The organism is Pseudomonas sp. AC252 (assembly GCF_979258105.1).
Window position 1 is genome coordinate 3,342,954 of sequence record NZ_OZ409837.1, and the last position, 13,262, is coordinate 3,356,215.

Annotated in this window: 10 protein-coding genes; 6 read left to right on the forward strand and 4 right to left on the reverse strand. The window is 61.6% G+C overall.

Annotated features, from left to right (window positions below; translation table 11 throughout):
• The first annotated feature begins 24 nt into the window (after positions 1-24).
• From pcaH to pcaC, 6 genes are all read left to right on the forward strand, one after another.
• The gene (gene pcaH / locus ACZZZ4_RS15200; RefSeq protein ID WP_463548138.1) at positions 25-729 is read left to right on the forward strand and encodes a protocatechuate 3,4-dioxygenase subunit beta; all 705 of its coding nucleotides are present in this window, start codon (positions 25-27) and stop codon (positions 727-729) included.
• A gap of 1 nt (position 730) precedes the next feature.
• Positions 731-1,297, forward strand: coding sequence for a protocatechuate 3,4-dioxygenase subunit alpha (gene pcaG, locus ACZZZ4_RS15205; RefSeq protein ID WP_129998852.1), 567 nt, complete (start codon positions 731-733; stop codon positions 1,295-1,297).
• A gap of 261 nt (positions 1,298-1,558) precedes the next feature.
• Complete coding sequence (locus tag ACZZZ4_RS15210; protein ID WP_434767963.1) at positions 1,559-2,854, forward strand: MFS family transporter; 1,296 nt, start codon at positions 1,559-1,561, stop codon at positions 2,852-2,854.
• A 45-nt stretch (positions 2,855-2,899) separates the two neighbouring features.
• Positions 2,900-4,264, forward strand: a complete 1,365-nt coding sequence (locus tag ACZZZ4_RS15215; protein ID WP_463548139.1) for a 3-carboxy-cis,cis-muconate cycloisomerase — start codon at positions 2,900-2,902, stop codon at positions 4,262-4,264.
• An 11-nt stretch (positions 4,265-4,275) separates the two neighbouring features.
• Positions 4,276-5,067 (forward strand): 3-oxoadipate enol-lactonase, encoded by a 792-nt coding sequence (gene pcaD, locus ACZZZ4_RS15220; protein WP_415763434.1) that lies wholly within the window; start codon positions 4,276-4,278, stop codon positions 5,065-5,067.
• A 10-nt stretch (positions 5,068-5,077) separates the two neighbouring features.
• Positions 5,078-5,470 (forward strand): 4-carboxymuconolactone decarboxylase, encoded by a 393-nt coding sequence (gene pcaC / locus ACZZZ4_RS15225; RefSeq protein WP_024011942.1) that lies wholly within the window; start codon positions 5,078-5,080, stop codon positions 5,468-5,470.
• Positions 5,471-5,643: 173 nt separating this feature from the next.
• Here the strand turns inward: pcaC and ACZZZ4_RS15230 are convergent, their stop codons facing one another.
• The 4 genes from ACZZZ4_RS15230 to emhA all read right to left on the reverse strand — a co-directional run bounded on the left by ACZZZ4_RS15230 (position 5,644) and on the right by emhA (position 13,128).
• Entirely contained in the window at positions 5,644-6,903 is a 1,260-nt protein-coding gene (locus tag ACZZZ4_RS15230; RefSeq protein ID WP_463548140.1) for an OprD family porin, read from the reverse strand.
• Positions 6,904-7,345: 442 nt separating this feature from the next.
• Entirely contained in the window at positions 7,346-8,806 is a 1,461-nt protein-coding gene (emhC, locus tag ACZZZ4_RS15235) for an efflux RND transporter outer membrane subunit EmhC (protein ID WP_434767969.1), read from the reverse strand.
• On the reverse strand, positions 8,803-11,967 hold the full coding sequence (gene emhB / locus ACZZZ4_RS15240) for an efflux RND transporter permease subunit EmhB (RefSeq protein WP_039762672.1): 3,165 nt from the start codon (positions 11,965-11,967) through the stop codon (positions 8,803-8,805). Before emhB ends, emhC begins: the two co-directional genes overlap by 4 nt.
• Positions 11,968-11,970: 3 nt before the next feature.
• The gene (gene emhA, locus ACZZZ4_RS15245) at positions 11,971-13,128 is read right to left on the reverse strand and encodes an efflux RND transporter periplasmic adaptor subunit EmhA (RefSeq protein WP_039762673.1); all 1,158 of its coding nucleotides are present in this window, start codon (positions 13,126-13,128) and stop codon (positions 11,971-11,973) included.
• Positions 13,129-13,262: the final 134 nt, after the last annotated feature.

Sequence of the window (13,262 nt, forward strand, 5' to 3'; positions counted from 1 at the left end):
CTTACAAGAACTGAGGAAAGCGAAATGACTGACAAGCCTGGTTACCGTCGCCCACAGGCAGGCACTCAGCCTGACTATCTGCACCCGACGTATCAATCCACCAACCTGCGCTCGCCGTCCAAGCCTTTGGTGTACCTGCCCCATTCACTTTCGGAAATCACCGGGCCGACCATCGGTGCCGAGCATGTTGCCGAAAAGGACAATGACCTCACCGCACAGCACGACGGCGAGCCGTTGGGCGAGCGCATCATCATTCACGGCCGCGTGCTCGACGAGGACGGTCTGCCGGTACCGGGGATTCTGGTGGAGATCTGGCAGGCCAACGCCGCCGGCCGCTATAACCACACCCGCGACCTGCACGACGCGCCGCTGGACCCGAACTTTACCGGCACCGGCCGCACCGTCACCGATGCCGATGGCTGGTACCAGTTCCAGACCATCAAGCCCGGCGCCTATCCGTGGGGCAACCACCACAACGCCTGGCGCCCGGCGCATATCCATTTTTCCCTGTTCGGGCCGAGCATCCTTACGCGTCTGGTCACGCAAATGTACTTCCCCGGTGATCCGCTGCTGGCGTACGACCCGATCTACAACTGCGTGCCGGACACTTCGGCCAAGGAACGCTTGATCGCCAGTTTCGATCTGGAAAAAACCATTCCGTCCTACGCCCTCGGTTACCGCTGGGACATCGTGCTGCGCGGCCGTGAAGCCACGCCGATGGAGAAATAAGATGACGCTCTATGCGACCACGTCCCACACCGTCGGGCCGTATTACCACATCGGCCTGACCTGGCTGAACCGCGAAACCCTGGCCAACGAACTGACCCTCGGCGAGCGCGTGGCGATCACCGGCCAGGTGGTGGACGGCAATGGCGATGTCGTCAACGACGCCATGCTCGAAGTCTGGCAGGCCAACGCCGCCGGCAAGTACGACCACCCGGAAGATCACCAGGACAAACCACTCGACCCGAACTTTGAAGGCTTCGGCCGGGTGCCAGTGGACGCCGAAGGGCGCTTCCGTTTCACCACGATCAAACCCGGCACCGTGCCAGGGTTGAAAGGCTCGACTCAGGCGCCGCATCTGGTGGTGCTGGTGTTTGCCCGAGGGTTGGTGAAGCACTTGCTGACGCGGATTTATTTCGAGGGTGACCCGGCGAACGTGGCTGACCCGTTGCTCGAGTGTGTGCCGGCGGAGCGTCGCCAGACGTTGCTGGCCAAGGCGGATGCATCCGGTGTTTACCAGTGGAATGTAGTTCTGCAGGGCACCGATGCCGAGACGGTGTTCTTCGATTATTGAGAGAACACCCCAAATCCCCTGCAGGACAGATTCCCTGTGGTGAGGGGATTTATCCCCGCTGGGCTGCGAAGCAGCCCCAAAAACCAGTCGGCGCGGTATTCAGATGAACCGCGTGTATCTGATTTGCGAGTGCTTCGCACTCGAGCGGGGATAAATCCCCCGCCACAAAGACTGATCCAGACGTGGGTGATGATCCGATGTGGAACGGGACTGTTGCAAAGTATGTCTAGACTGTGACTGTCCCTATCGAGTGAAAAAACAATGACAACGCCCACCTCCCATTACACCGGTGAAGAGCGCAGCAAGCGCATCTTCGCCATCGTCGGCGCTTCGTCCGGCAACCTCGTCGAATGGTTCGACTTCTACGTTTACGCCTTCTGCGCGATCTATTTCGCCCCCGCGTTCTTCCCCTCCGATAACCCGACGGTGCAACTGGTCAACACCGCTGGCGTGTTCGCTGCCGGGTTCCTGATGCGTCCGATTGGTGGCTGGATTTTCGGCCGCGTCGCTGACAAGCACGGGCGCAAGAACTCGATGCTCATCTCGATTCTGATGATGTGCTTCGGCTCGCTGTTGATTGCCTGTTTGCCGACCTACAAGGACATCGGCGTCTGGGCGCCACTGCTGTTACTGTTCGCGCGTTTGCTGCAAGGTCTGTCGGTGGGCGGTGAATACGGCACCACCGCGACTTACATGAGCGAAGTTGCGCTCAAGGGCCAGCGCGGTTTCTTCGCCTCGTTCCAGTACGTCACGTTGATTGGCGGGCAACTGCTGGCGGTGTCGCTGGTCGTCGTGTTGCAACAGTTCCTCACTGAGGAAGACTTGCGTGCCTACGGCTGGCGGATTCCGTTTGTGGTCGGTGCGGTGGCGGCGCTGATTTCGCTGTTCCTGCGTCGTTCGCTGAAGGAAACCACCAACGAGGAAACCCGCGCGCACAAGGACGCCGGCAGCATCACCGCGCTGTTCCGCGATCACAAAGCGGCGTTCATCACTGTGCTCGGCTACACCGCCGGCGGCTCGCTGATTTTCTACACCTTCACCACCTACATGCAGAAATACCTGGTGAACACCGCCGGCATGCACGCCAAGACCGCCAGCTACATCATGACCGGCGCGCTGTTCCTGTATATGTGCATGCAGCCGTTGTTCGGCATGCTCGCCGACAAGATCGGCCGACGTAACTCGATGCTCTGGTTCGGCGCCCTCGGCACGCTGTTCACCGTGCCGATCCTGCTCAGCCTGAAAAGCATCAGCAGTCCGTTCCTCGCCTTTGTACTGATCACTCTGGCGCTGGCGATCGTCAGTTTCTACACCTCGATCAGTGGTCTGGTGAAAGCCGAGATGTTCCCGCCTGAAGTCCGCGCGCTGGGTGTCGGCCTGGCCTACGCAGTGGCGAATGCGATCTTCGGTGGCTCGGCAGAGTTTGTTGCCCTGAGCCTCAAGGCCGGCGGCATGGAAAACGCCTTCTACTGGTACGTCACGGCGATGATGGCGGTGGCCTTCCTGTTCAGCCTGCGTTTGCCCAAGCAGGCGAAGTATCTGCACCACGATCTGTAAACCCATGTGCGCGGGCTGCGAGGCCCGCGCCGGCAAGGACTGTTTATGACTCAGCGACCGGGCAATCAATTGTTCGATGCCTACTTCACCGCCCGCGATATGCGCGAAGTGTTCTGCGATCAGGGCCGCGTACAGGCGATGCTCGATTTCGAAGCGGCGCTGGCCCGGGCCGAAGCGCGGGTCGGGCTGATTCCTTCATCGGCGGTGGCACCGATTGCCGCAGCGTGCGAGGCGGGCCTGTACGACTTTGCGGTGCTGGGTGAGGCGATCGCCACGGCCGGCAATTCGGCGATTCCACTGGTCAAGGCCTTGGGCAAGCAGATCGCCTCGACCGATGCCGAAGCCGAGCGCTATGTGCATCTGGGTGCGACCAGTCAGGATGTGATGGATTCCGGGCTGGTCGTGCAATTGCGCCAGGCGCTGGCGCTGATCGAAAACCAATTGGCACAACTGGCCGACTCGCTCGCCACTCAGGCACAACGCTTCGCCACCACGCCACTGGCCGGGCGCACCTGGCTGCAACACGCCACGCCGGTGACCCTCGGTATGAAAATCGCTGGATGGCTCGGCGCCGTCACGCGCAGCCGTCAGCGTCTACAAGAGCTGAAACCGCGTCTGCTGGTGCTGCAATTCGGTGGCGCTTCCGGCACGCTCGCGGCGCTGGGTGAACAGGCGTTGCCGATCGCCAAAGCATTGGCCGAAGAGCTGCAACTGACGCTGCCCGAGCAACCGTGGCATACCCAGCGTGATCGCATCGTCGAGTTCGGCGCGGTGCTTGGCCTGATCGCCGGCAGCCTCGGCAAATTCGGCCGCGACATCAGCCTGTTGATGCAGACCGAAGCAGCGGAGGTTTTTGAGCCTGCGGCACCGGGCAAGGGCGGGTCGTCGACCATGCCGCACAAACGCAACCCGGTTGGCGCGGCGGTGCTGATCGGCGCGGCCACGCGGGTGCCGGGGCTGGTGTCGACGCTGTTCAGCGCGATGCCGCAGGAGCACGAACGCAGCCTCGGTTTGTGGCACGCCGAATGGGAAACCCTGCCGGAGATCTGCTGCCTGGTGTCCGGTTCGCTGCAACAGGCGCGCTTGCTGGCCGACGGTCTGGAAGTCGACGCGGCGCGCATGGCCCTCAACCTCGAATTGACCCAAGGCCTGGTGCTGGCCGAAGCGGTGAGCATCGTCCTCGCCCAACGCGTCGGCCGCGACACCGCGCATCATCTGCTCGAACAATGCTGCAAACGCGCCGTGGCCGAGCAACGCCATTTGCGTGCGGTGCTCGCTGACGAGCCGCAAGTCACCGCCGAACTCAGTGGCGCAGAACTCGATGATCTTCTGAACCCCGCGCATTACCTCGGCCAGGCGCAAGTCTGGGTCGAGCGCGCGGTGGCCGAACACAACGCTTTGACTGTCTGAAGGAGAGGGCTGTGGCTTTCGTTCAACTCGCCGATGGCGAACTGCACTATCAAATTGAGGGCCGGGCGGAGGCGCCGGTGCTGGTGCTGTCCAACTCGCTGGGCACCGACCTGCACATGTGGGACGCGCAGATGCCGGCATTCACCGAGCATTTCCGCGTGCTGCGTTTCGACACGCGCGGCCACGGTCAATCGCTGGTTACCGAGGGGCCGTACAGCATCGAACAACTCGGTCGCGACGTGCTCGGTCTGCTCGATGCGCTGCATATCGAGCGCGCGCATTTCTGCGGACTGTCGATGGGCGGGCTGATCGGTCAGTGGCTGGGGATCAATGCCGGGCATCGTCTGCACAAACTGATCGTGTGCAACACCGCAGCGAAGATCGGTGATCCGTCGGTGTGGAATCCGCGCATCGAAACCGTGTTGCGCGATGGCCCGGCGGCGATGGTCGCGCTACGTGATGCCTCGATTGCGCGCTGGTTCACCCCGGATTTTTCGGCGGCGCACCCGGACGCGGCGAAGAAAATTACCGACATGCTTGCCGCAACCAATCCACAAGGCTATGCGGCCAACTGCGCGGCCGTGCGCGATGCCGATTTCCGTGACCAACTGGCTTCGATCAACGTGCCGTTGCTGGTGATTGCGGGCAGCGAAGATGCGGTGACGCCGCCGTCCGGCGGGCACTTCATTCGCGACCACGTGCGCGGTGCCGAGTACGCCGAGTTCCAGGCGGCGCATTTGTCCAACGTGCAGGCTGGCGCCGATTTCAGTGATCGGGTGCTGGCGTTTCTGCAGGCTCAGTGAGGAAGATTTTGTGGACGAGAAACAACGTTACGACGAAGGCATGCAAGTACGCCGCGCGGTGCTGGGCGATGCCCATGTCGATCGCAGCCTGACCACGCTGACCGAGTTCAACTCGGAATTCCAGGAGATGATCACCCGCCACGCCTGGGGTGACATCTGGACCCGCCCGGGCCTGCCCCGGCACACCCGCAGCCTGATCACCATCGCCATGCTGATCGGTATGAACCGCGAGGGCGAACTGAAACTGCACCTGCGCGCAGCGGCCAACAACGGCGTGAGCCGTGGCGAGATCAAGGAAGTGATCATGCAGAGCGCAATCTACTGCGGCATCCCGGCGGCGAATGCGACGTTTCATCTGGCGGAATCGGTGTGGGATGAGCTAGGAGTCGAATCCCGGGATTGATGGCGCCCGAAATTACGCCTTCGCGAGCAAGCTCGCTCCCACATTGGAGTTGTGTCGATCACAAAACAAATGTGGGAGCGAGCTTGCTCGCGAAGACCATTTCATATTCGAGAGAGATGTCGACTGAAGCTGCTTTCACGAGCAGGCTCGCTCCCACAGTGGGGCATGTGTGGTTAGAGAAGGCTGATCGGATAGCTGACGATCAACCGGTTCTCGTCGAACTCGTTGTTGCTGAAGTCGCGGCGCATGGTCGAGTTGCGCCATCTGACGTTCAAATCCTTCAACGTGCCGCTCTGCACCGTGTAACCCAGTTCCGACTCGCGACCCCATTCCTTGCCGTCGGTGATCGTCCCGGTGTGCACGTTGTCGCCGCTGATGTAGCGGTTCATCAGGGTCAGGCCGGGGATGCCCATGGCGGCGAAGTTGTAGTCGTGGCGCAACTGCCAGGAGCGTTCCTGAGCGTTGTCATAACTGGCGTTGTAGCTGTCGTTGGCCAGCGTCCCGCCACTGGTGCCGTTGACGCGCATCCAGGCGCTGTCGCCGGTGAGTTTCTGCAGGCCGAGGTAGAACGTGTTGCCGCCATACTTGGCCGAAAACATCCCGTACCAGGTCTTGTTGTCCAGATCGCCGGCGCGAGCGCTGCCATCTTCCTTGCCGTAGAAAAAGCCGAGGTTGGCGCCCAGCGTCCAGTCGCCGAGCGGCTGGCTGTGCAGCACGTTGAGGTATTGCTGGCTGTAGATGTCCTTGAGCTGCGCGTTCCACAGGCCGATCTGCGTGCGCTTGTCGTTGAACAGATATTCGCCGCCCTGGAAGTTGAAACGATCTGAGGTGAACGCGGCTTTGCCGGTCATCGACATGTCGCTCATGCTGCTGTCGTCGCGCGGGCTGTTGGCGCGGAACTGGCCGCCATAGAGGGTCAGGCCGGCGATTTCCTTCGAGGTGATCTGGCCGCCACGGAAGGTCTGCGGCAGCGAGCGACCGTCGTCCGAACGCAGAATCGGCAGCACCGGCATCCACTCACCGACCTTGACTTCGGTCTGCGAAAGCCTGGCCTTGAAGGCGACGTTGGTGCGGCCAAAGTTGTCCGCCGGGCGACCGTCATGGTCCAGCGGCAACAGCTGCGTGCCGCCCGTGCCTTTACCGCCATCGAGCTTGACCGAATACAGCCCGAGCACGTCCATGCCGAAGCCGACCGTGCCTTGGGTGAAACCGGATTTGGCGTCGAGGATGAAACTCTGCGTCCACTCTTCAGCTTTGCCTTGGGTCTTGGTCGGGTTGGTGAAGTTGCGGTTGATATAGAAGTTGCGCAGGTTCAGGTTGACCTTGGCGCCCTCGACGAAACCGCTTTCTTCGGCGCTGGCTGGCAGGGCCAGACCGGCGATGGTCAGGGCGATCACAGCGGGCAATGCGTAGGGCACAGGGAAAACTGTCATGGACTTGGGTCTCTCTTGTTTTTTTAGGGCGAACGGCTGCGCTGCCGCGGCGGGTGCGGCGCAGGCAACGTGATGCAGGTCTGAGATGAAACGGTGGCGGTCAGCCGGGCGGGGCAGGGCGCTGGAGCATGGTGTCGAACCTTGTTGTTATTGGTTTTCTGGTTCGAATGGTGAAGGGCCTGTGTGTTCGGGTTCAATTGCTGAAAGCGGGTTTTGGGCGGTTATCGAACGCAAGATTCAGCCGGTTTTTGGGTGAATGTGAGGGCCTCATCGCTGGCAAGCCAGCTCCCACAGATTTTTGCATCGCTCACAAATTTGGGTACACCACAGAACATTGTGGGAGCTGGCTTGCCAGCGATGAGGCCAGACAAGACAACGTAGTTTTATGGCAGGCAACAAAAAGCCCACCAGTCGGTGGGCTTTTTGTTTCACTCGATGATGATCAGAACAGCTTCATCTTCGGCGCTTCTTCTTTCAGCGGTTCGTTCTGCGCAGTTTGCGCATTCCAGCCACCGCCCAATGCCTTGTACAGGTTGACCGCGCTGTTCAGCTGCGCGAGGCGGTCGGTGATCAGCGCTTGTTGCGCGCTGAACAGCTGACGCTGGGCATCGAGGAAGGTCAGGTTGCTGTCGACGCCGATGCGATAGCGACGTTCGGCCAGGCGGTAGTAATCCTGGTTGGCCTGAACGAAGTCACGTTGCGCCTGCAGCTGCTCGGTATAGGTCTGGCGTGCGGCGAGGCCGTCGGCGACTTCCTGGAAGGCGGTCTGGATCGACTTCTCGTAGTTCGCCACGCCAATGTCCTTCTGGATCTTGGCGTAGTCGAGGCTGGCGCGCAGGCTGCCGGCGTTGAAGATCGGCAGGTTGATCTGCGGCTGGAACAGCCACGTCCCCGAACCACCCTTGAACAGGCCGGACAGATCCGGGCTCAGGCTGCCCGCGTTGGCGGTCAGGCTGATGCTCGGGAAGAACGCTGCACGCGCCGCGCCGATGTTGGCGTTGGCCGCTTTCAGGTTGTACTCGGCTTGCAGAATGTCCGGGCGGCGTTGCAGCAGATCCGAAGGCAGACCGGCCGGCACGTCGCTGAGCAGGTCATCGGACAGCGGTTTGGCCGCTTGCAGGTTGGCCGGGATACCGGTGCCGAGCAGCAGGGTCAGGCTGTTTTCGTCCTGCGCGACCTGGCGGGTATAACGCGCCAGTTGTGCCCGGGCGTTTTCCACGGAAGTGCGCGACTGCGCCAGGTCCAGCGCCGAAGCCACGCCGACTTCGTTGCTGCGGCTGGTCAGCTTGTAGCTTTCTTCGAAGGCACCCAGGGTGTCCTGCGTCAGCTTGAGCAGTTCCTTGTCCGCCTGCCAGGTCAGGTAGGCATTGGCGACGTTGGCGACCAGACTGATCTGCGTACTGCGGCGTGCTTCTTCGGTAGCGAAGTACTGTTGCAGCGCTTGCTCGCTCAGGCTGCGCACCCGACCGAACAGATCGAGTTCGTAGGCGCTGACGCCGACGGTCGCCGAGTAGGAGCTGGTGATCCCCGACTCGCCAGTCTGCGAGGCACGGGCCGGAACCCGCTGACGGCTGCCGGCGGCGTTGGCCGACACCGCCGGGAACAGATCGGCGCGCTGGATGCGGTACTGCGCCGCGTAAGCGTCGATGTTCAGCGCCGCGACACGCAGGTCGCGGTTGTTTTCCAGGGCGACCTGGATCAGCTGTTGCAGGGCCGGGTCATGGAAAAACTGCTTCCAGCCCTGTTCGGCAGCGGCTTGCGCCGGAGCCTGGGCCGGCGAATACGCCGGCCCCTGCGGGTACTGGCCTGCGACCGGAGCCTCAGGCTGCTGATAGTCAGGTATCAGCGAGCAACCGCTCAGCACGAAGGCAGCGACTGCGATGGAGAGTAGCGACTTGCTCATTGGCCAGCCTCTTTAGGAGTTTCAGTAGTCTCATCCGCGTCGGTCTTTTTGCGCTGACCGATGGACGACACAGTAACGAAGAACAGTGGGACCCAGAAGATCGCCAGGATCGTGGCCGTGAGCATACCGCCAATCACGCCGGTACCGATCGCATGTTGACTGCCTGAACCGGCGCCGGTGGAGATCGCCAGCGGTACCACACCGAGGACGAAGGCCAGCGAGGTCATGATGATCGGGCGCAGACGCATGCGGCAGGCTTCGATTGCCGCTTCACGCAGGGTGCGTCCCTGTTCATGCAGTTCCTTGGCGAATTCGACAATCAGAATGGCGTTTTTAGCCGCCAGACCGATGGTCGTCAACAAGCCCACCTGGAAGTACACGTCGTTGGACAGACCGCGCAGGCTGGTGGCCATCAGTGCACCGATGATCCCCAGCGGTACCACGAGCATGACAGCGATCGGAATCGACCAGCTCTCATACAGCGCCGCCAGACACAGGAACACCATCAGCAGCGACAGGGCGTACAGCGCTGGCGCTTGCGAGCCGGACAGACGTTCCTCGTAGGACAGACCGGTCCAGGAGATACCGACACCGGACGGCAGCTTCTTGGCAATCGCTTCGACTTCAGCCATCGCCTCACCGGTGGAGTAACCCGGCGCCGGAGCCCCGAGGACCTCGACCGCTTCCACACCGTTGTAGCGCGCCAGTTTCGGCGAACCGTAGACCCACTCGCCCTTGGCAAATGCCGAGAATGGAACCATGGTGCCTTCGGCGTTACGCACGTACCACTTCTTCAGGTCTTCCGGGCTCATGCGCGAGTCCGGCTGGCCCTGCACGTAGACTTTCTTCACCCGACCACGGTCGATGAAGTCGTTGACGTAGCTACTGCCCAGCGCGATCGACAGGGTGTTGTTGATGTCGCTGATGGTGATGCCGAGGGCACTGGCCTTCTCGTCGTCGATTTCCAGTTGGAACTGCGGCTCATCGTTCAGGCCGTTCGGACGCACCTGGGTCAGCACCTTGCTTTGCGCCGCCATGCCGAGGAACTGGTTGCGCGCTTCCATCAGTTTTTCGTGGCCGATACCGGCACGGTCCTGCAGGAACACGTCGAAACCGGTGGCGTTACCCAATTCCAGAACCGCTGGCGGGGCGAAGGCAAACACCATCGCGTCGCGGAAGCTGAAGAAGTGTTGCTGGGCACGCGCAGCGAGGTTGAACACGCTGTTGTCGGCGTTACGTTCGCCCCACGGCTTGAGCATGATGAACGCCATACCCGAGCTCTGGCCACGGCCGGCGAAGTTGAAGCCGGTCACGGTGAACACCGAAGCCACCGCGTCCGCCTCACCGCCGTCCTTGTTCGGACGCAGCAGGTACTCACGCATTTCATCCACCACCACCTGAGTGCGCTGGGCACTGGAACCGGCCGGGGTCTGCACCTGAGCGAACAGAACGCCCTGGTCTTCTTCCGGGAGGAACGCGGTCGGGATGCGGGTGAACAGCCAGATCATGCCCACGACGATCAGCAGATACGCCAGCAGGTACGGCGCCTTGCGGGTCAGCATGTTGCCGACGCCACGCTCATAGCTGCGTACGCCACGGTCGAAGTTGCGGTTGAACCAGCCGAAGAAACCTTTCTTCGGGGTGCCGTGCTCGCCTTTCGGAATCGGCTTGAGCATGGTTGCGCACAGCGCCGGGGTGAAGATCAGGGCAACCAGTACCGACAGGGCCATGGCCGACACGATGGTGATCGAGAACTGCTTGTAGATCACACCGGTGGAGCCGCTGAAGAACGCCATCGGCAGCAGTACCGCGGAGAGCACGAGGGCGATACCGACCAGTGCACCCTGGATCTGGCCCATGGATTTCTTCGTCGCTTCTTTCGGTGACAAGCCTTCTTCGCTCATCACCCGCTCGACGTTTTCCACCACGACGATGGCGTCGTCCACCAGCAGACCGATGGCCAGCACCATGCCGAACATGGTCAGGGTGTTGATGCTGAAACCGGCGGCGGCGAGGATGCCGAATGTACCGAGCAGTACCACCGGCACGGTCATCGTGGTGATGACGGTGGCGCGGAAGTTCTGCAGGAACAGGAACATCACCAGGAACACCAGCGCGATCGCTTCGACCAGGGTGTGCACCACGCCTTTGATCGACTCGGTCACCACCGGGGTGGTGTCATACGGGAACACCACTTCCATGCCTTGCGGGAAGAACGGCTTGAGGCTGTCGATGGTGTTGCGCAGCGCTTTGGCCGTATCGAGGGCGTTGGCGCCGTTGGCCAGTTTCACCGCCAGACCGGACGCCGGGCTGCCGTTGAACTGGGCGCTGATCGCGTAGTTCTCACCGCCGAGGCCGACTTCAGCCACGTCTTTGAGGCGAACCTGCGAGCCGTCCTTGTTGACCTTGAGCAGAATTTCCTTGAACTGCTCGGCGGTCTGCAGACGGGTCTTGCCGATGATCGTCGCGTTCAGTTGCTGGCCCTGCACGGCAGGCAAGCCACCGAGCTGACCGGACGACACCTGGACGTTCTGCGCAGCAATGGCGTTTTTCACGTCGACCGGGGTCAGGTTGAAGTTGTTCAACTTGGCCGGGTCGAGCCAGATGCGCATCGCGTACTGCGCACCGAAGACCTGGAAGTCACCGACACCGGCGGTCCGCGAGATCGGGTCCTGCATGTTCGACACGATGTAGTTGGACAGGTCGTCCTTGGTCATGCTGCCGTCACGCGACACCACGCCGATTACCAGCAGGAAGTTCTTCACTGCCTTGGTCACGCGGATACCCTGTTGCTGCACTTCCTGCGGCAGCAGCGGGGTGGCCAGGTTCAGCTTGTTCTGGACCTGGACCTGCGCGGTGTCGGAGTTGGTGCCTTGCTCGAAGGTTGCGGTGATGGTCATGCTGCCGTCGGAGTTACTTTCCGAAGACACATAACGCAGGTTGTCGATACCGTTGAGCTGTTGTTCGATGACCTGTACCACGGTGTCCTGCACGGTTTGTGCGGACGCGCCTGGGTAGGTCACCTGGATCGCAATGGCCGGTGGCGCAATGCTCGGGTATTGGTTGATCGGCAATTTCAGGATCGAAAGTGCCCCGACCAGCATGATCACCAGGGCGATTACCCAGGCGAAAATCGGACGGTCGATGAAGAATTTTGACATGGGTTACTCCCCTTTGCCGCCGGCGGCTTTGTCAGCTGCCTGTGCGGGGGCCGGGTTCTTGGTGCCGACGTTAGTCGCTTCGGTCGCTTTGACCTCGACGCCCGGTTTGACGTACTGCAGCCCTTCGGTGATCAGACGATCGCCGGCTTTCAGGCCGTCTTCGATCAGCCACTGGCTGCCGACGGTGCGGCTGGCCTTGAGCTGACGCAGCTCGACCTTGTTGTCGGCGCCGACGACCAATGCGGTCGGGGTGCCTTTGAGGTCGCGGGTGACGCCTTGCTGCGGCGCGAGGATCGCTGCGCTGTTGACGCCGGCTTGCAGCTGGGCGTGAACGAACATGCCTGGCAAGAGGGTGTGATCGGGGTTCGGGAACACCGCGCGCAGGGTCACCGAGCCGGTGGTCTGGTCAACCGAGACTTCGGAGAATTCCAGCTTGCCGTCGAGCTTGTACTGGCTGCCGTCTTCCAGGGTCAGCTTGACCGCAGCGGCGTTGTCGCCAGCCTTCTGCAGACGGCCGCTTTCCAGTTCGCGGCGCAGTTCCAGCAGTTCCACCGACGACTGGGTCACGTCGACGTAGATCGGGTCGAGCTGCTGAATCACTGCCATTGCATCGGCCTGGCCATTGCTGACCAGTGCGCCTTCGGTGACCGAAGAGCGGCCGATACGGCCAGAGATCGGCGCGTAGACCTTGGTGTAACGCACGTTGATCTGCGCAGTCTGCAGCGACGCTTCCGATTGCAGGCGGTTGGCCAGCGCGGTGTCGTATTCCTGACGGCTCACCGCTTGCTCATCGACCAGCTGCTTGTAGCGGTCGGAGATCGACTTGGTCGAACGCAGGTTGGCTTCGGCGCTTTTCAAGGTCGCTTCGTAGACCGACGGATCGATCTGATACAGCTGCTGGCCGGCTTTGACGTCGGCGCCTTCCTTGAACAGACGCTTGAGGATGATGCCGTTGACCTGCGGGCGAACTTCAGCGATGCGGAACGCACTGGTGCGGCCCGGCAGCTCGGAAGTGAGGGTAAAGGCTTGTGGTTGCAGGGTGACGACGCCGACCTGAGGAGGCGGAGCGGCAGGGGCCGCTTCTTCCTTTTTACATCCGCTGAGCAGCGATGCCAGGGCGACGGCAGTGACCAGAGCGGTAACAGCTGGCTTGAATTGCATGAAGATCCTCGGGTCAGGCGCGCAAGAAGCGCACAAGAAGTGTGAAAGAGTAAAAATCGGGCACCGGGTGGATAAGTAGCTTGCTAAGTAATATACTTACGTTCATGGTTGTTTGTAAACACCTGCGCCGCGTA